Below are 18979 nucleotides of genomic sequence, written 5' to 3'. Positions count from 1 at the left end.
CCGTCCGGTCGGTGATGGGCGGGTCAGTCATGGGTCAGGCTCCGATCTGGGACTGGCCGCAGACCCGGACGACCTCGCCGGTGACGGCGGCGGTCGAGGGCTCGGCGAGCCAGGCGATCGTCTCGGCGACGTCGACCGGCTTGCCGCCCTGCTGGAGGGAGTTGATCCGCCGGGCCACCTCGCGGGTCGCCATCGGCATCTTGGCCGTCATCTCGGTCTCGATGAAGCCGGGGGCCACCGCATTGACGGTGATCCCGCGCTCGGCCAGCCGCGGGTCGGCGCCCATCGCGCGGACCAGCCCGATGACGCCGGCCTTGGACGCGGCGTAGTTGGCCTGGCCACGGTTGCCGGCGATCCCCGAGGTCGAGGCGACGCCGACGATCCGGGCCCCGTCGTCGAGCCCGCCGGGCAGGGCCGGGTCGAGGAGGACCTCGTTGATGCGGATCTGCGCAGCGAGGTTGACTTCCAGCACGCTGCCCCAGCGGTCCTCGTCGGTGTTGACCAGCAGCTTGTCCCGAGTAATGCCGGCGTTGTGCACGATCGCGTGGATCCGGGCCGCGTCACCGAAGCGCTGGGCGACGTGGGCCGCGATGCGCTGCCCCGCGTCCGCTGAGGTGATGTCGAGCTGGAGCGCGGTGCCACCGATCTTGTTGGCTACGGAGGCGAGTCCCTGACCACTGGCCGGGACATCGACCGCCACGACCATCGCGCCATCGCGGGCGAAGACCTCCGCGATGCTCGCGCCGATGCCTCGCCCGGCTCCGGTCACCACGACGATCTGGCCCTCGTAGGGGCGGGCGGCGCCGAGCTCCAGGACACGTCCCTCCGGGGCGTGACCTACCTGGATGACCTGGCCGTCGACATAGGCCGATCGGCCCTGCAGCAGGAAGGACAGGGTGGAGGCAAGGTCCGTGGCGCAGGTCGCGCTCTCGCGGTCAGCCAGCAGGTCGACGCGGACCAGGTTGGCGGTCGCGCCCGCGCGCAGCTCCTTGCCGACGCTGCGCACGATGCCCTCCAGCGCCTGCTGGGCCGCGGCCGCGGCCGGAGCTCCGCCGTAGAGCGCCTCGGGATCCATCCCGACGACGATAATGCGCCCGGAGGTCTCGACCGACTTGAGGGCTGGCCGCAACAGGCCGCGGACGGTCTCTAGATCGGAGATCGACGTGAGCGCCGTCGCGTCCAAGACCAGCGCACCGATCGTGGACGGGTAGGGCGCGGGGACGACGCGGGTGCTGCCGTCCTCGGCCGTCTGGGTCACCCGGGTCTCGGCGGTGTCGACGAGCGCGTCCTGTGCCTCGACACCGAGCAGCGCGAGGGCGTCCTGGGTCAGCGACGGGGTGCCGCCGGCGGCGCCAAGCACCACGGGGCCCTGCGGCAGCTCCCGGCCGCGGCGCAGATGAGCCGCCTGGGGCAGCCCGAGCTGCTTGGCGAGCGGGTTGGAGGTGAGCATCTGCAAGAAGTCGGCCATGTCAGCACCCTTCCAGAATCGCGACGACACCCTGGCCGCCGGCTGCGCAGATCGAGATCAGGCCCCGCGAGCCCGGGCCCTTCTCATGGAGCATCTTGGCCAGGGTGGCCACGATGCGGCCGCCAGTGGCGGCAAACGGATGCCCCGCGGCCAGCGAGGAGCCGTTGACGTTGAGCTTGCTGCGGTCGATCGACCCCAGCGGGGCCTCCCGGCCAAGGCGCTCCCGGCAGAACTCTTCCGACTCCCACGCCTTGAGAGTGGCGAGCACGGTGGAGGCGAAAGCCTCGTGGATCTCGTAGTAATCGAAGTCCTGCAGCGTCAGCCCCCGGCGGGCCAGCAGCCGGGACACGGCATACGCGGGAGCCATCAGCAAACCCTCGTCGCCGGAGACATAGTCGACGGCAGCGACTTCGGCGTCGACGAAGGTGGCGAGCACCGGCAACCGGCGCTCGTCTGCCCACTCGCGGGAGGAGAGCAGGACCAGCGCGGCACCGTCGGACAGCGGCGTAGAGTTGCCGGCGGTCATCGTGGCGCCCTCACCCTTGCCGAAGACCGGCGCCAGCGCGGCGAGCTTCTCCACGGAGGTGTCGGGCCGCAGGCCCTCGTCACGGGAGAGACGCAGGAACCCGGTGGCGAGGTCATCGAAGAAGCCGGAGTCCCACGCGCTGGCCATGTGGTGGTGGCTCGCGACAGCCAACTCGTCCTGGGCCTCGCGGGTGATCTCCCACTGTTTGGCGGTGCGCGCCTGGTGCTCGCCCATGGACAGCCCGGTGCGCGGCTCGCTGTTGCGCGGGGTCTCGGGGGCCAGGTCTCCGGGACGGACGGCGGTGAACGCCTTGGCCCGAGCCATCGGGGTCTTGGCGCGGCTGGCGGTCAGGAGTGCCTTGCGCAGCCCCTCTCCCAGGGCGATCGGGGCGTCGCTGGCCGAGTCGACGCCACCGGCGACCGCAGAGTCGATCTGGCCCAACGCGATCTTGTTGGCGACCAGGATCACGGCTTCCAGACCGGTACCGCAGGCCTGCTGCAGGTCATAGGCCGGGGTCGTGGGTGCCAGGGCTGAGCCCAGCACGCACTCGCGGGCCAGGTTCCAGTCGCGGGAGTGCTTCAGGACGGCGCCGGCAGCGACCTCACCGAGGCGCTCACCCGCCAGGCCGAAGCGGGCCACGAGCCCGTCGAGCGTTGCCGTGAGCATCGCCTGGTTGGATGCGGAGGCGTAGGCGCCGCCCGCCTTGCCGAAGGGGATCCGGTTGCCGCCGACGATGACGGCGTCGCGGGGGAACTTGGTGGGCTGCTGGGTCATAGACACTCCTCGTGCACACTGTGCACCGTCGTGGGGGCCCGGTCGCTGCGGGCCGGTCGAACTATCCGATACTGACTGTAGCCGATACGTGCCGTACTTGGTACTGTGGACCGCATGAGGTCTTCTGCCCAGCCCGAGACGCGCGTGGGCACCATTCTGCCCAACGGTGGCCGTGACGGCCGTGACGCGCGCTGGGAGGCGCATCGCACCAAGCGGCGGCGACAGCTCGTCGAGGCCGCGCTGCGCGCTATCCGCAAGCACGGCGCAGGCGTGGGCATGGACGACATCGCGGCCGAGGCTGCCACGAGCAAGACCGTGCTCTACCGCCACCTGGGGGACAAGCTGGGCCTCTACCGGGCCGTGGTCGCCGCCGTCGACGAGACGATCCTGGCCGACCTGTCTGCGGCGCACGCCACCGGAGCCGACGTCGTGAGCCGGATCAGCGCTATGGCCTCGTCCTATCTGGGGATGGTCCAGCGCGATCCGGAGATTTACCGCTTCGTGATGACCCGCCCGCTGCAGACCGTGGAAGGCCACCCCGACGACCCCGTCCACCAGCTCACCGACCGCGTCGCCCAACAGCTCACCGAGACTCTGCAGAAGCATCTGGAGTCTGCCGGCCACCCGCAAGCAGAGCTGCTCGCGCCCGTCTGGGGCTACGGCATCGTCGGCCTGGTCCAGTCTGCGGCCGACCACTGGCTCACGCAGCAGTCACGACCTTCGGCCCCCACGATCGAGCAGGTCACCGACGCGCTCGTCGCCCTGATCTCGCCGGGCTTGCAGAGCGGCACCCCGCCCGCAGACCCACCCCAGCCTTCACGTCATACCGGATCCGACAACCATGAGGACGCATCATGACCACCCAGAGCCAGACCCACGTGCCCGAGCCGAGCACCGACATCGAGATGCCCGCTGCCGCAGGCGAGGCCGCCACCCAGCTGCGTGGCCAGGAAGCCATCGGCGACCTGGGCGACCGCTTGCGCCACGCTACCGGCGGACGATACGGCCAGGTTCGCGACCTGGCCCGTGCTGCCCTGCCCGACGAGACCATGGTCCGCGACCCCGAGCTAACGGTGCCCGAAGCCCGTGAGTGGACGCGCAATGCGCTCCGGACCTTGGTCGAGCACGGTGCCGCCGGCAGCGGTTTCCCGATCGCCCAGGGCGGGCTGGACGACGTCGGTCGCTCCTGCGTCGACTTCGAGCTCACCTCCCACGGCGACCTGTCGGTGACGGTGAAGTCCGGCGTGCACTTCGGCCTGTTCGGTGGGGCGGTGACCTCACTGGGCAACCAGTGGCACCACGAGCACATTCTTCCGCCGATCATGTCGATGGATCAGATCGGCTGCTACGCGATGACCGAGTTCGGGCATGGTTCGGACGTGGCGTCGCTGGAGACCACCCTCACTTATGACGGCGAGACGGACGAGTTGATCGTCCACTCCCCCACGCCATCGTCGGCCAAGACCTATATCGGCGCGGCGGCCGAGGACGCCCGGATCGCAGCGGTCTACGGCCAGCTCGAGGTCGGTGGCCAGGCGCACGGCGTCCATGTCGTGCTCGTCCCGCTTCGTGACCCCGACGGTCAGGCACTCCCTGGGGTGACCCTGGGCGACAACGGCCTCAAGGGTGGCCTCGACGGCGTGGACAACGGCACCATCTCCTTCGAGCAGGTGCGCGTGCCGCGGCGGATGCTGCTCGACCGTTACGGCGGCATCGACGACGAGGGCCGCTACGTCTCGGAGATCGACGGCGACAACAAGCGTTTCTTCACCATGCTGGGCACGCTGGTGCGCGGACGGATCTGCGTGGCCGCGGGCGCCGCGGTGTCCAGCCGGAAGGCTTTGTCGATCGCGACCCGCTATGCGCTGCGGCGGCGGCAGTTCTCCGCGCCCGGTCACGACGGCGCGGTCCCGCTCCTGGACTACCTTGCCCACCAGCGCAAGCTGATCCCAGCGATCGCCACGTCATACGCCCACATGTTTGCGCTCAACGAGATCATGGAGCGGCTCCAGGATCTGCATGAGGCACCCGAGAAGGACCAGGTGGCCCAGCGCGAGCTCGAGACGCGGGCCGCCGGGCTCAAGGCGCTGACCACCCGCTTCGCCAACGACACGATCCAGGTATGTCGTGAGGCGTGCGGTGGGGCCGGCTACATGGCCGAGAACGGTCTGACCGTGCTGCGTGCCGATGCGGACGTGTTCGCGACATTCGAGGGCGACAACACGGTGCTCCTGCAACTGGTCGCCAAGGGTCTGCTCTCTGACTACCAGGAGATGTGGGGCGACCTCGACATGCGTGGCATGGTCCAGTTCGCGGCGAGGTCGATCGGTGGCCAGTTCGTCGAGGCGACGGCTGCGCGGCCGTTCGTGTCCCGTCTCATCGCGGCCGCGGCGCGGCGCTCCGAGAGCGAGACGCTGCTGGATCGCGGCTGGCACCTGTCGATGTTTGCCGACCGCGAGCGACACGTGCTGGAGACGCTGGCCAACCGTTTGCGCAAGGGCGCCAAGGAGGCCGACTCGTTCACGACCTTCAACGCGGCGCAGGATCATGTGCTGCTGGCCGCCCGGACGCACATGGACCGGGTCGTGCTCGAGGCGTTCGTGGCCGGGATCGAGGCGTGCGAGGACGAGGAGGTGCGCGAGGTGCTCGAGCGGCTCGCGACCCTGCACGCGCTGAGCTCGATCGAGGCCGACTCAGGCTGGTTCCAGTCGCACAACCGCATGTCCGCGACGCGCGCCAAAGCCGTCACCGCTGCGATCAACAGGCTCTGCGGCGAGCTGCGACCGGGCGCTCTGGATCTGGTCGAGGGCCTGGGCGTCCCCGAGGCGTGGCTCAACAGCGCGATGCTGACCGCACCGCAGCGGTGGACGCCCGGTGTGGCCTGAGCGAGGCGGATCGGCGACGGTCTGGCCAGGAGGGGCGGGGCGAGTTCACGCGAGACGGCGGTCGTGCCCCGGTCAGCCGAGGGCGGTGTTGACCCCCGCGTAGACCGCGATGAGCAGCAGCAGTCCGGCAAAGACGCGCTGCAGCAGCGAAGGGTCCAGACGCGGCCCGATCCAGCCACCGATGAGGCTGCCCGTCACCGCCATGATGACGAAGACGGTCACCAGGCCGACATCGATGTGCAGATCGGTGCCGATGCGCCCGAGCAGTCCGGTCGCGCAGTTGATGGTGATCACGAGCAGCGAGGTGCCTACGGCCAGCGCCATCGGCATCCGCAGCACGAGGATCAGCGCCGGGACGATCGCGAAACCGCCGCCGACGCCGAAGAAGCCGGTGAGGACGCCGACCCCGGAGGCGACGACGAGCACGAGCAGCGCTCTGCGAGGGCTCACCGAGAATGGGCGCCAGGTGATCCACGGGCTGCCCATCTCGCGAGGGTCGGTGCGCGCGTTGGGTCCCGCCCGGCGCCACATCACGGCCGCGACCAGCAGGAGCAGGACCGCAAACAGTCCCATGACCAGCCGCGGATCGGCGTCTGTGCTCACGCGGGCACCGAGCACCGCTCCCCCGGCACCCATCAGCCCGAAAGCCAGGCCGTCGGACCAACGGATCCGACCGTGCATAGCGTGCTGGACGACGCTGACCACACCGGTGATGCCGACGACGACGAGGGACGTGGTCGTGGCTACCGCCGGCGGCTGATCGAGCAGATAGACGAGCGCAGGCACGGTGATGATCGCGCCGCCCCCGCCGAGTGCACCCATCACCAGGCCCACCAAGAGCCCGATCCCGACCTCAATGAAGATATCCATCACGGGTCATTGTGCCTGCAGTCAGGCGAACGCCCTCACCCCGCCGCCGCAGCTGCGGCGACGATGATCTGGGCCAGCTCGGCCGGCTCGCTCCACATCGGCCAGTGGCCGGTAGGTAGATCGACCAGTTCCAGGACGCGATGCTCGCGCAGACCAGCGAGGAAGGGCATCCCCTGCTCGGCGTAGGAGAGGTAGTCGGCCGCGGGGAAGGCGGTGCAGACGATGGTGCCGGGCACGTCGAGGCGACGGTCGTCGGTCAGGGACGCGGCGTCGCGCCTGCTGCCGGTGGGCTGGGGCACGGCTCGCTCCCGGAAGGTGTCCAGCTGCTGCTGGGACAGGCCGTCCATCGAGCCCTGCTCGAACTCATCGTCCCACTGCGCCGAGAGTGGATGCTCCGCTCCCTGGGCCTGCGGCGAGAGCGCGAAGCCGTTGACGACTGGGGCGGTGTCCACCCACACGACGTGGTCAATCTCTTCGACGTGGCGGTCGAGGGCGACGGTGGCCGGGACGGCCGCGCCGCTGTGCGCGACGAGCACGGTGCGGGCGCCGGGCTGGGCAGCGGCGAGCGCCTCTTCGATAGCCGCGACATGGTCCTGCAGTCGCACCGATCCACGGTCGCTATGGTCGGGCTCGAGGCCGGGCAGAGTGAGGGCGACCGGGTCGAGGCCAGCTTGCCGCAAGTGGTCGACGACCGCGTCCCAGGCCCAAGCCCCCAGCCAGAATCCGGGGACCAGAACGACGTGGGCGCAGGGTTGGATGTCACTTTCTTCAGTCATGGCTCAAGGATGCCTGGACTTGCGGACAGGATGTGTCCTTGATGGGTGGCAGCATGTTGATCATGAGCGACACCACGGCCCGGGTCCTGCAGTTGCTGGGGCTTCTCCAGGGCCGGGCGATGTGGACCGGCGAGGAGCTGTCCGAACGGCTCGGCGTGACGACCCGGAGCGTGCGACGCGACGTCGAGCGGTTGCGCCGGCTCGGTTATCCGGTCCGGGCGAGCACTGGCGTCGGCGGCGGCTACCAACTCGGCGCAGGCGGCAAACTTCCGCCCCTGCTGCTCGACCCGGACGAGGCGGTCGCCGTGACGGTGAGCTTGCGGCTGGCCGCCGGCGGGTCGGTGACGGGGGTGGAGGAGTCGGCATTGCGCGCGTTGGCCAAGCTCGACCAGGTGCTACCCAGCACGCTGCGCGGTGAGGTGGAGGCCATCAGCCAGGCGGTGATCGCGGTCGAGGGGGTCAGCGCACCGGTCGAGGCCCAGCTGATCAGCGCCATCGCCCGCGCGTGCCGTGACCATGTCCTCGTCCGCTTCGACTACCTCTCACGCGACGGGACCCCGACCTCACGCCGGGTCGAGCCCTACCGCGTGGTGGTCATGGGGCGACGGTGGTACCTGTTGGCCTATGACGTCCAGAAGGAGGACTGGCGCTCCTTCCGCCTGGACCGGGTGGACGTGGCGAGCCTGCACCCGACGACCTTTGGCTTCCCGCCGCGACCGGCCCCGGACCCCGTCGACTACATCCGCGAGTCCGTCATCCGCTCGCCCTACCGCCATGTCGCGCGGCTTCGGTTGCACCTCCCGATCGCCGAGGCCGCGACACGGGTCCCGCAGAACGCCGGAACCCTCACCGACCTCGGCGACGGCACCTGTGAGCTGGAGACTGGCGCCGAGACGCTGGACTATCTGGCGATCGAGATGCTCTGGCTGGATGTTGCCTTCGAGGTGCTGGACCCACCAGAGCTGCGTGAACGCACCCTCGAGCTCAGCGAACGGCTGCGCCGCGCCGCCCACCCCTGACCCCGACGGGACACGCGCCAGCCACCTGGACCGAGCGCGTGCCCTGGACCCTGTGGGGGTCAGTGGTTGCTACGAGCCTCCGTGACCACCGCGGCGACCGCGTCGGTGATGATCTTGAGCTCGTCACTGGTGATCGTCAACGGCGGTGCGAGACGGATCGTGGCGCCGTGAGTTTCCTTGGCGAGGACACCGTTCTTGGCCAGCGCCTTGCACGCCGCCTTGCCACTCATCAGGTCGGGGTCGATGTCCACGCCGGCCCAGAGACCACGCACGCGCACTGCGACTACTCCCTTGCCGACGAGGGACTCCAGGTCTGCGCGGAACTGGCCTTCGAGGGCAGCGGCGTTGGCCTGGTACTCACCCGTGGCAAGCAGGTCGACCACGGCCTTGCCGACGGCCGCCGCCAGCGGGTTGCCGCCGAAGGTCGAGCCGTGCGTGCCAGGCGTGATGACGTTCATCACGTCGGCGTTGGCCGCGACGGCTGAGAGTGGCACGATCCCGCCGCCGAGCGCCTTGCCGAGGGTGTAGATGTCCGCTTCGACGCCTTCATATCCGCAGGCCAGAGTCGTTCCGGTGCGGCCAAGCCCGGACTGGATCTCGTCCGCGATCATCAGCACGTTTTTGGCGGTGCACAGCTCACGCAGCCCCGGGAGGAACCCCTCCTTGGGGATCATCACGCCCTGCTCCCCCTGGATCGGCTCCACCAGCACCGCCACGGTGTTGTCCGTGACCGCTGCCTCGACCGCCGCGAGGTCGCCATACGGCACCGAGACGAAGCCCGGCGTGTAGGGACCGTAGTCGTCGTGCGCCTCAGGGTCGTCGGAGAAGGAGATGATCGTAGTGGTCCGGCCGTGGAAGTTGCCGTCCATCACGATGATCTCGGCCTGGCCCGCCGCCACACCCTTGACGCGGTAGCCCCACTTGCGGGCGATCTTGAGGGCGGTCTCGACCGCCTCAGCGCCGGTGTTCATGGGCAGGATCATGTCCTTGCCGAGGAGTGTGGCCAGCGCCTCGCAGAACGGACCGAGCTGATCGTTGTGGAACGCGCGACTGGTCAGCGTCGACTTGTCCAGCTGATCCTTAGCGGCCTGGATCAGGCCCGGGTGGCGGTGCCCGAAGTTGAGGGCGGAGTAACCCGACAGCGCGTCCAGATATCGGTTGCCCTCGACGTCGGTGACCCAGATCCCCTCGGCGGTCCCGACCACCACCGGCAGTGGGCTGTAGTTGTGCGCGGCGACCTTGTCCTCAAGGTCTATGAAGTCCTGGTTGGTCGAAAGCTCGGTCATGGCCACATCTTACGAGGGGCAGACCTGTGGCCGACAGGGTAGGCAGCAGCGACCGCCCGGAACGGCAGCAACGACCGTCCGGTCAGGTGAGGTCGAGGGCGTCGCCGGCATGCTCGGGGAGCAGCAGGTAGGCGGCGACCGCACCGACCAGGAAGGTCACACCGAAGATCCCGAACAGGCCGACGTTGCCCCACAGGGCCAGGATCGCGGGCACCGACAGCGGCGCGATGATCGAGGCGATCCGGCCGAAGCCGGCCGCCGCCCCGGCGCCCGAGCCGCGCATCGTGGTCGGGTAGATCTCGGGCGTGACCGCATACAGCGCCCCCCAGGCGCCCAGGTTGAAGAAGGACAGCGCCATGCCCGCCGCGATGATCTGGGTTGGCCCGTTCGCCAGGCCGAAGAGCATGGCCGAGGCTGCCGATCCGACCAGGAAGGAAGCCAGGGTGAGGCGCCGGCCCCAGACCTCGACGAGGTACGCAGCCAGCGCGTAGCCCGGAAGCTGGGCCAGGGTGATGATGAGGGTGTAGCCGAACGACTTCACCAGGTCGTAGCCCTGGGCATAGAGCAGGCTCGGCAGCCAGATGAAGGCGCCGTAGTAGGAGAAGTTGACGCAGAACCACACCATCCAGATGCCGGCGGTCCGGACCCGGTAGGGAGCCGACCAGAGCTGGCCGGCTGTGCGGGGCGGGCTCGGATCGAGCTCTCGGCTCTCGACCGGCTCGATGCCCGCGGACTTCTCGAAGCGGCGCACGACCATCTCCGCCTCCTCGAGGCGCCCGCGACGTTCCAGGAAGAGCGGCGACTCGGGCATCCCCCACCGGATGACGATCGCCCAGATCGCCGGGATGACGCCCAGCGCGAAGGCGATACGCCAACCGTTGTCGAAGTTGGGGACGATGAAGAATCCGATGAGCGCGGCGAGCAGCCAGCCGACCGCCCAGAACGCCTCCAGGATGATGACCATCCGACCGCGGATCCTGGTCGGCGAGAGCTCGCTGACCAGCGTCGAGGCAACCGGGAGCTCTGCCCCCAGCCCGATCCCGACGACAAAGCGCAGCAGCAGCAATGCCGCCAGGCCCGTGGTCAATGCCGAGGCCCCGGTCGCTAGGCCGTAGATGACCAGCGTCAGCGCGAACACGGTGCGGCGGCCGTAGCGGTCCGACAGCATGCCGCCGACGGTCGCCCCAAGCATCATCCCGACGAAGCCGATGGACAGCAGCCACGCCTGCTGGGTCTTGTCCAGCCCCCACTCGTTGGTGATCGCCAGCCCGACGAAGGAGATGAGCCCCACGTCCATCGCGTCCAGCGCCCAGCCCATGCCCGAGCCGAAGAGCATCCGGGTGTGTTCGGGGGTGTAGGGCAGCCGGCCCATCCGCTCCGGACGGGTCGGCCCCGGCCGGCTCCCGGCGCCAGGAGCCGCGACGGTGCGGTCAGGTCGGCTGGGAGACATGGCTTGGAGGATAGACCCGCCCGCGCCCGACGACGCTCAGCGGTAGTTGGTGAACTGGATCGCGAAGTCCAGCTCCTTGCCCTTCAGCAGCGCCTGCACGGCCTGGAGGTCGTCACGGGATTTGGAGGTGACGCGGAGCTCGTCGCCCTGGATCAGCGGCTTGACGCCCTTGGGGCCTTCCTCGCGGATCATCTTGGACACCTTCTTGGCGTTCTCGCTCGAGATGCCCTCCGACAGCGCGGCCTCCAGTCGGTACTCTTTGCCTGAGGGCTTGGGCTCACCATCGTTGCTGTAGTCGAGGTGTTTGAGGGAGACGCCCCGCTTGACGAGCTTGGTCTGCAGCACGTCCAGGACGGCCTTGACCCGCTCCTGCGTGTTGGCCGCCATCTTGATGGTCTCGCCCGAGAGCTCGACGGAAGCGCCGACATTCTTGAAGTCGTAACGCTGGCTGATCTCCTTGGCGGCCTGGTTGACCGCGTTGGCGACCTCCTGGTGGTCGACCTTGCTGACGATGTCGAACGACGAATCGGCCATGGGGCATCTCTCCTGGTATGTCGATCTGGGACGGCCGGGTGATTCGGACCGTCGGGCTTTGGCTGTTATCCTTTCATCCGCGCTCAGCGCACTGGCAGGTTGTCCGAGTGGCCAATGGAAGCGGACTGTAAATCCGCCGGCGTACGCCTACGCAGGTTCGAATCCTGCACCTGCCACGCACGACGAAGGGCACCGGGACTCCCGGTGCCCTTCGTGCATCTGTGGGCAGCGTCTTGCCCTGCCCACCGTGTGTGCAACAGTGACCGCCCACCTGACATAGAGCAGGTGTCGGCCCCAACCGGGGCCAGCGCCACCTGACACCGAGGAGGCAGCGATGGCCCTTCGCCTCGCTGGGAGCGACGCCGCCCCCGCAGCCATGTCGACGGACCCGCGGGAAGCCACCTGGTTCGACAGCTTCTTCGCCCAGCATGCGACGTCGATTCATCGCTACTTCGTCCGAAGGGCGCCCTACAACGACGTCGAGGACCTCGCCGCAGAGGTCTTCGCCACCGCCTGGCGCCGCCGGGACAAGGTCCCTGAGGGGTTCGAACTGCCCTGGCTCTACAAGACGGCGTCCTTCGTGCTCGCCAACCACCGTCGCAAACCCACGCTGACGCTGCTGTCCGACTACGGCACCGACGATCAGGAGACCCACACCTCGCGCAGCGTCGACCCGGCCGACCTGGTCATGGTCGATGACGAGGTGAGACGTGCGATGGCCACGCTCAGCGCCCGCGACCGCACCGTGCTGATGCTGCACGCCTGGGAAGGCCTGGACGGGGAAGGTCTGGCGCAGGCGCTGGGCCTGACCAGGGGTGGGGCAGCTGCCGCACTCTCCCGGGCCCGAGCCCGGTTACGCCAGGTCTGGGCCGACGACCACTAGGTCGCTCCACCTCAACTTCCAGTATCTCTGACCAGCACCAAAGGAGTTCACCATCATGGCCGACCACGACGACGACGCGATGTCCCGCCTCCGCGCCAGCGATCCGGCAACCGGATCCCACCCTGACCTGCACTCCCTTCGGCGCGCTATCGGCGCCAAGGCACCAGCAAGCCTCGGCGCGGGAGACACCGTGACCCACCTCGCCGACGACGCCCTGGGCGGCCCGCGGCTGCGGACACCATGGATCGCCGCAGCTGCCGTCGCCGCGCTCGGTATTGGTATCGGTGGCTATGCCCTCGGTGCCCAGTCCAGCGACTCCGACAGCCTCGCCACCGGTGGTCAGAACAAGATCGTCACCCCGGCCTCCCCAGGGATCGCCGAGGACAGCGCAGGCGCCGGCTCCTCCGGCGAGCTGACCCAGGGCTCGGCGCAAGCCTCCTCGGACAGCGGCTCCGGGATGAGTTATGACCCCGGCCCGGTTCGGCTGGTCGCGGGGCCAGACCTCGCGACCACCTCCAGCACCGGCGAGGTCCGAGCCCTGACTTCCGACGTGGACCCAGAGATCTTCCTCGCTCAGTGGCAACAGCAGTTGAAGTTCGAAGGAACGCCGATCTCCCAGGGCGCGGACGAGAGCTGGTTCGGCGCCGACGCGATCATCAACCCGGACACGCTCCAGGTCCTGTCCGCCCAACGCGAGGCGGGTGGACCCATGCACTTCAACTATGAGGACATGTTGAACAGCCCCTACTGCGCGGAGATGTATCAGGCCCCCTCCGCGCAGGAGCTCGCCATGATCAAAGAGGAGTGGGCCAAGAGCGTGGGCCCGAGCATCCCGTTTCCTGACTCGACACTGTGCAAGGAAGTCTCCGGACCGCCCCCGACCGAGGAGGCCGCGATCGCGACGGCGAGGGAGTTCTTGTCCACTACGGGCCTGGACTTCAGCGGCTATGACTTCACCGCGATGGACTACGGAGAGCCGGGGGCGAGCGAGCTGGCCCTGGAGGGTCGACCCGCTGACGATCTGCTCGGCCAGCTCATCACCAGCGTCACGGTCGGGCCGCAAGGAGTCATCAGCGCCTCGGGCAGCATCGGAGAGATGACCTCCTTGGGGCAGTATCCGCTCATCTCGCCGGTAGAGGCGGTCGCACGCTACTCCCAGCGCGAGTTCACCATGGACTACGGCGTGATGATCGCCGAGGACATGGTGGCGCAGGAGGACATGGCGGCCACGACCTCCGCGGCGCCGGACTACGCGGAGCCGGATTACACCATGCCCAAACCGGTCAAGGTCGAGCCCGGGATGCGGATCCCGCTCCTGCTCAAGGAGAAGACGGTCACCAAGGCAGAGCTGGTGCAGGGCAACATCTACACCCAGTCCGGCACGCTGGAGGTGCCGACGTGGAAGCTCATCACGCCGGACGGCATGCACTACGTCGTCATGGCGATCGCCGACGAATCCATCGACTGGCAGAGCTGGCAGTAATCCAGCCCGGCACCACCCTGCGCCTGCACCTGTGCCTGCATCGTCCTGCGTCGACGGTGCAGGCACAGGTGCGACCATGCGGTCATGACCTCCCCCCATCGCCTTGATCTGCCGCACGCACCGGCGCTGGAGCTGCGCGGCCACACCTTCGACTCCAGCCGGCCCGCGGTGATGGCCATCATCAACCGGACTCTGGACTCGTTCTGGTCCGGCAACCGGCACGCTGCCATCGACGACGCACTCTCCGCGCTCGACGCAGCAGTCGAGTGCGGCGCAGACATCGTCGACGTCGGCGGGGTCCGCGCTGGCCATGAGGGCGAGGTCGTCACCATCAGCGAGGAGATCGACCGGGTGGTGCCCTTCTTGGAACGGGCGCGCTCGACCTACCCGCAGCTCATCCTGTCCCTCGACACCTGGCGCAGCGAGGTGGCCGAGGCGGCCGCCGGCACTATCGACCTGGTCAACGACACCTGGGCCGGCTACGACCCCGAGCTCGTCCAGGTCGCCGCCCGCATCGGTGCCGGCGTGGTCTGCTCACACACCGGCGGGCTGCCACCGCGGACTGATCCGGTCGGGATGAGGTATGTCGATGCGCAGGGTGACGACGAGCTCGCCGTCGTGCGGGACGTGCTCCGGGGACTCGCCAAGGGTGCGGAGCAGGCTCGAACAGCGGGTGTGGCGCCGGAACGGATCCTGGTCGACCCCACTCTCGACTTCGGCAAGACGACGCGGCATTCGCTGACCACGCTGCGGCATACCGCCGACATCGCTGCCCTGGGCTATCCGGTGCTGCAGGCGCTCTCGCGCAAGGACTTTGTCGGCGAGACCCTCGACCTGGAGGCCGACGACCGGCTGGAGGGGACGCTGGCCGCCACCGCGATCGCGGCCTGGCTGGGCGCCAGCGTCTTCCGGGCACACGACGTGCGCGCCACCCGGCGCGTCGTCGACATGGTCGCCTCGATCAGGGGGGACCGGCCGCCGGCCCTCCGCGTGCGCGGAGAGCCGATCGGTCAGTAGCGCTCGATGCCGGGCTGCCGGCCCGTAGCCATGGCCTCGAGCCGGGCGATCCGCTGGGCCATCGGTGGGTGGGTAGAGAACAGTTTTGTCGCGTCACGCCCCCGGAACGGGTTGGCGATCATCATGTGGCTGGCGTTGACGATGGCCGGCTCGGGCGCGAGCGGTGCTCGAGCAGTGCCAGCCTCCAGCTTGCGCAGGGCGGAGGCCAACGCGAGCGGGTCGCCAGTCAGCTCGGACCCGTCCTGGTCCGCGTCATACTCACGCGTCCGGCTGATCGCCAGCTGGATCACCATCGCCGCGAAGGGCGCGAGCAGGGCCATGGCCAGCAGCGCCAGCGGGTTGGCGCCGTTGTTGCGGTTGCTGCCACCGAAGAAGAGCATCATCTGCGCGACCGAGGTGATGACACCGGCGATCCCGGCGGCCATCGAGCTGGTGAGGATGTCCCGGTTGTAGACGTGCATGAGCTCGTGGCCCAGCACCCCCCTGAGCTCCCGTTCGTCGAGCAGCGCCAAGATCCCTGCGGTGCAGCACACGGCAGCGTGCTGCGGGTTGCGGCCCGTCGCGAAGGCGTTGGGCGCGGCGGTAGGGCTGACGTAGAGCCGTGGCATGGGCTTGTCCGCGGCGGCGGAGAGCTCCTCCACGATCCGATACATGCCCGGCTGCTGCTCCCGCGTCACGGGCACAGCTCGCATCGCCTTGATGGCGAGCTTGTCGGAGTTCCAGTAGCTGTAGAAGGTCGTGCCGAGCCCGAAGAGCGCGAACAGCCAGATGTAGCGGCCGTTGCCGATGACCGCGCCCAGGCCGAGAAAGAGCGCCCAGATCGCGCCGAAGAGCATCGTGGTCTTGAGCCCGTTGTAATGCTTGTGCATGCCGATGGAACGTCTTTGCCCGCGCACCTGTTCCGGGTCTGCTCAGATCACGCCGAGCGGCGTGATGCTCCCCACGACAAGCAGGGCCGCGAGCACCGCGACCAGCACCCAGCTGCTGATCGGGGTGTGCCGTGCCGGCGGCACTGGCGAAGACCCGGCGTCGACCGGCCGATCCTGGCGCCTTTGCACGGAGGCGGGCCGGCCGAGCAACCGGGCGATCCAGCGCACGTAGACCGCGATGCCGAGCGCCACGTTGAGTGCTGCGACGATCGCCAGCCACCACGTGCCGTCGCCGGTGACCGGGCGCAGCGCCACCACTTTGGCGATGAGACCGGCGATGGCCGGCGGCAGGCCAGCCAGTGTCAGCAAAGCCAGGCCGAGCGCCAGCGCGAGCAGCGGATGCGTGCGCATCGCGCCCCGGTGACGCTCCAGCGAGGTGGAACCGGTCAGGTGAGCCAGGGCGATGACGACCACGAAAGCGAGCAGGGTGGCCACCACATAGACGATCAGGTAGGACGCGGCGGCGTGGGCGGCGCGCGAGGACAGCGAGGCCAGCGGCAGCAGGACCCAGCCGGCCTGAGCAACCGTCGACCAGGCCAGCAGACGCACCGCGTCCTCCTGGACGAGCGCCACGATGTTGCCGATGGTCATGGACAGGGCAGCGAGCAACGCGACCGCCAGCAGCGTGGTGTTGTCGACGGTGCCGAGCGCCCGGATCAGCACGACGAGGCCACCGAGGGCGGCCACCTTGGAGACGGTGGCGAGGTAGGCGGTGATCGGCAGCGGAGCCGTGACGTAGGTCAACGGGGTCCAGGCGTGGAAAGGCACGGCGGAGACCTTGAACGCCAACCCGCACAGCACGAAGACCGAGGCCAGGAGCAGCAGGGCAGGTCGTTGCGTGGTGGGCATGGTCAGCAGCGCCGACCCGGTCGCCACGACCCAGAGGGCAGCGCCGAGGGCGAGCAGCCCGAAAGAGACCAACGACGTGGTGAGCAGGGCGACGGCACCGTCGACGGCGTCCGCCCGGCGAGGCGAGGACCACCGGGGGTCGGTCAGGGCGACGAGGGCGACGGTCGGGACGGTGGCCAGCTCCAGAGACACCAGCAGCGTCCCGAGGTCACCGGCCGCCGGGATGGCCACGGTCCCTGCGGTGGCTCCGAGCAGGAGCGCGGCCACCACGGGGGCGCGGTCGGTCGCGCAGGCCCGCGACCAGTCGGCCCACGAGAGGACCAGGACCACGAGCGCACCGAGCAGCGCGCAGAACTGGAGCGTCGAGGCCAGCCGGTCCGCGGCATACAGGCACGCTCCGGTCGGTAGGCAGAAGGCGCTGGCTCGGTCACCTGAGACGGCGAGCAGGCCAGGGGCCGCCGCGATCGCGCCGCCCAACAGGCCCGTCCCGGTGAGGTAAAGATGGGCGACTCGCCTGCCCGGCAATGCGGCGTCGAGCAGCAGCACCAGCACCGCGGTCGCGAGCGGGATCAGCACGGGCAGGGTGGCCAGGAGATTGACGTCCACGGTCATGGACCGATCACCGCCAGGGTCGCGGGAGCGGTGATGGTCAGGAGCAGGATCGGCGCGACGCCGAGCAGCAGGATGAGGGCGCCGAGCGCACGCAGGACCACGCGTTCGGTGCGGACGGCATCGGGGATGCGTGGCTCGATCCGGTCACCGGACCAGACTTCGCGCAGCACGCGGACGCTGTAGGCGACCGCGAGCGCCGCGCCGATCGCGGCCGCCCCGGAGTAGAGGCGGAACCAGCCATCGGGCCGATCGACCGCCGGTGCCCAGGCAGCGTAGATCGCCCCGATCTCGCCCCAGAAGCCGGCCAGACCCGGCAGGCCCATGGCGGCCGCCAGACCGAAGATGAGCGCCGCACCCAGGCGCGGGGTCGCCTCGCGGAGCGCAGCACGGGCGATGGTGAGGTCAGCCGTCCCCCAGCGGTGCTTGAGGCCGCCGACCACGATGAAGAGGAAGGCGGAGATGAGGCCGTGCGCAACGTTGCCGTAGAGCGCTGCCTGCAGCCCGGTCTGCGTGCCCGTGGACAGCCCCAGGACCACGAAACCCAGGTGCGCGATAGAGGACCACGCGATGAGCCGCTTGAGGTCCGGCTCGACGAGGCAGGCGAGCGAGGCCCAGATGATGCCGGCCACCGCGAGCCCGCCCAGCAGCGGCGCCAAGGTGGCGAAACCCTCGGGCAGCACCGGCATCACTACCCGGACGATCCCGTAGGTGCCGAGTTTGAGAAGCACCGCCGCCAGCAGCACCGACCCCGCGGTCGGTGCCGTCGCATGCACCCAGGGCAGCCAGGTGTGGAGCGGGAAGACCGGGATCTTCAGGCAGAAGCCGGTGAGCAGGATCGCCGCGAGCACCACCTGCGTGCGGGGCGACAGCGAGACCCCGCCAAGCTCGGCCCAGCGCGCAAAGTCGGTCGTGCCGGTGGCGGTCGCGATGCCGAGGATGCCGACGAGCATCAGGGTCGACCCGAGCACCGTGATGAGGAGGAAGCGCAACGCCGCGCCCTCGCGATGGCTGTTGGGGTCGCCATACCTGGCCACCAGCACCCACATCGGCACCAGCACGAGCTCGAAGCCGACAAAGAAGACGATGGCGTCGCCGGCGAGGAAAGCCAGGAGCGCGCCGAGGATCACCAGGAGGAGGCAGGCGTGGTAGGTCGCCAGCCCCGGCAGGTCCGCAGGACGAAGGACCGGGATGGGCGCGGTTCGATCGAGGTCGGCGTCCTCGAGGGGGGTATGGCGATCGGGCGCGGGGACGTGCAGGTGCAGGAGCACCGCCGCGACCCCGACGACGGAGGTCAGCAGGAGCAGCGGGATGCTCAAACCGTCGGCGACCAGGCGCATCGTGATCCCGAGGCTGGGGATCCACGGGGTGTCGACGACGGGCCGCTGGAGCGCCGTCCCGGCCACGCCGAGAGAGGAGAGGAAGGCTGCGGCGACGGACACCGCGTGCACGGAGCGCCGGCTCGGGGCGGTGCCCCACCGGCCCGCGGTGAGGAGGGTGACCGCAGCCACGAGCAGCGGTGCCAGCGCGAGGACGATCCAGGCGGTCCCAAGGTCGGGCACGAGATCGAGTGCCTGACTGAGCGCCGAGCGCCACGACGCAGTGGGCATCAGCGCGGTGG

At 69.4% G+C, this 18979-nt stretch carries 16 protein-coding genes and 1 tRNA gene; 7 read left to right on the top strand and 10 right to left on the bottom strand.

Annotation, left to right across the window (positions count from 1 at the left end; genetic code table 11):
- Positions 1-34: 34 nt before the first annotated feature.
- Both Q4P07_RS04675 and Q4P07_RS04670 read right to left on the bottom strand, forming a co-directional pair.
- Entirely contained in the window at positions 35-1468 is a 1434-nt protein-coding gene (locus Q4P07_RS04675) for a 3-oxoacyl-ACP reductase (protein ID WP_303373738.1), read from the bottom strand.
- A 1-nt stretch (position 1469) separates the two neighbouring features.
- Positions 1470-2768, bottom strand: a complete 1299-nt coding sequence (locus Q4P07_RS04670; RefSeq protein ID WP_303373737.1) for an acetyl-CoA C-acetyltransferase — start codon at positions 2766-2768, stop codon at positions 1470-1472.
- A 114-nt stretch (positions 2769-2882) separates the two neighbouring features.
- On the opposite strand from Q4P07_RS04670, the gene Q4P07_RS04665 reads away from it, so the two are divergent.
- Positions 2883-3626: a TetR/AcrR family transcriptional regulator gene (locus Q4P07_RS04665; protein WP_303373736.1), complete on the top strand. Its 744-nt coding sequence runs from the start codon at positions 2883-2885 to the stop codon at positions 3624-3626.
- A complete protein-coding gene (locus tag Q4P07_RS04660; RefSeq protein WP_303373735.1) occupies positions 3623-5653 on the top strand; it encodes an acyl-CoA dehydrogenase in 2031 nt (676 codons plus the stop codon). The genes Q4P07_RS04665 and Q4P07_RS04660 overlap by 4 nt, the downstream gene beginning before the upstream one ends.
- Positions 5654-5725: 72 nt before the next feature.
- Here Q4P07_RS04660 and Q4P07_RS04655 read toward each other — a convergent pair whose 3' ends face one another.
- Positions 5726-6523 carry a sulfite exporter TauE/SafE family protein gene (locus tag Q4P07_RS04655; RefSeq protein WP_303373734.1) on the bottom strand — a complete coding sequence of 266 codons (798 nt, stop codon included), beginning with the start codon at positions 6521-6523 and terminating at the stop codon, positions 5726-5728.
- A 35-nt stretch (positions 6524-6558) separates the two neighbouring features.
- Positions 6559-7299: an alpha/beta hydrolase gene (locus Q4P07_RS04650; protein ID WP_303373733.1), complete on the bottom strand. Its 741-nt coding sequence runs from the start codon at positions 7297-7299 to the stop codon at positions 6559-6561.
- A gap of 62 nt (positions 7300-7361) precedes the next feature.
- Between Q4P07_RS04650 and Q4P07_RS04645 the strand changes: the two genes are divergently transcribed.
- Entirely contained in the window at positions 7362-8318 is a 957-nt protein-coding gene (locus Q4P07_RS04645) for a YafY family protein (protein ID WP_303373732.1), read from the top strand.
- Positions 8319-8377: 59 nt separating this feature from the next.
- On the opposite strand, the gene rocD is transcribed toward Q4P07_RS04645, so the two are convergent.
- The 3 genes from rocD to Q4P07_RS04630 form a co-directional block, all read right to left on the bottom strand.
- Positions 8378-9604: an ornithine--oxo-acid transaminase gene (gene rocD, locus Q4P07_RS04640; RefSeq protein WP_303373731.1), complete on the bottom strand. Its 1227-nt coding sequence runs from the start codon at positions 9602-9604 to the stop codon at positions 8378-8380.
- An 82-nt stretch (positions 9605-9686) separates the two neighbouring features.
- Positions 9687-11054 (bottom strand): MFS transporter, encoded by a 1368-nt coding sequence (locus Q4P07_RS04635; RefSeq protein WP_303373730.1) that lies wholly within the window; start codon positions 11052-11054, stop codon positions 9687-9689.
- A gap of 36 nt (positions 11055-11090) precedes the next feature.
- The gene (locus Q4P07_RS04630) at positions 11091-11588 is read right to left on the bottom strand and encodes a YajQ family cyclic di-GMP-binding protein (protein ID WP_303373729.1); all 498 of its coding nucleotides are present in this window, start codon (positions 11586-11588) and stop codon (positions 11091-11093) included.
- A gap of 93 nt (positions 11589-11681) precedes the next feature.
- Here Q4P07_RS04630 and Q4P07_RS04625 point away from each other — a divergent pair.
- The 4 genes from Q4P07_RS04625 (at position 11682) to folP (ending at position 14971) form a co-directional block, all read left to right on the top strand.
- A tRNA-Tyr gene (locus tag Q4P07_RS04625) sits at positions 11682-11764 on the top strand.
- Positions 11765-11922: 158 nt separating this feature from the next.
- Complete coding sequence (locus tag Q4P07_RS04620; RefSeq protein WP_303373728.1) at positions 11923-12471, top strand: RNA polymerase sigma factor; 549 nt, start codon at positions 11923-11925, stop codon at positions 12469-12471.
- A gap of 55 nt (positions 12472-12526) precedes the next feature.
- On the top strand, positions 12527-13954 hold the full coding sequence (locus Q4P07_RS04615; RefSeq protein ID WP_303373727.1) for a hypothetical protein: 1428 nt from the start codon (positions 12527-12529) through the stop codon (positions 13952-13954).
- Positions 13955-14038: 84 nt separating this feature from the next.
- On the top strand, positions 14039-14971 hold the full coding sequence (gene folP / locus Q4P07_RS04610; RefSeq protein WP_303373726.1) for a dihydropteroate synthase: 933 nt from the start codon (positions 14039-14041) through the stop codon (positions 14969-14971).
- Here the strand turns inward: folP and htpX are convergent.
- The 3 genes from htpX to Q4P07_RS04595 form a co-directional block, all read right to left on the bottom strand.
- The gene (htpX, locus tag Q4P07_RS04605; protein WP_303373725.1) at positions 14965-15840 is read right to left on the bottom strand and encodes a zinc metalloprotease HtpX; all 876 of its coding nucleotides are present in this window, start codon (positions 15838-15840) and stop codon (positions 14965-14967) included. The two genes, folP and htpX, sit on opposite strands and share 7 nt — an antisense overlap.
- A 42-nt stretch (positions 15841-15882) precedes the next feature.
- Positions 15883-17361, bottom strand: coding sequence for an NADH-quinone oxidoreductase subunit N (locus tag Q4P07_RS04600; protein WP_303373724.1), 1479 nt, complete (start codon positions 17359-17361; stop codon positions 15883-15885).
- Positions 17358-18979: NuoM family protein (locus tag Q4P07_RS04595; protein WP_368660246.1), on the bottom strand; the 1622-nt coding region annotated here is incomplete at its 5' end. The genes Q4P07_RS04595 and Q4P07_RS04600, both read right to left, overlap by 4 nt.

The sequence above is a fragment of the Ornithinimicrobium sp. genome (genome assembly GCF_030537745.1).
Taxonomy (GTDB): domain Bacteria; phylum Actinomycetota; class Actinomycetes; order Actinomycetales; family Dermatophilaceae; genus Ornithinicoccus.
The sequence above is the reverse complement of the archived record's forward strand: the minus strand, read 5'-3'. Positions and strand labels throughout refer to the sequence as shown.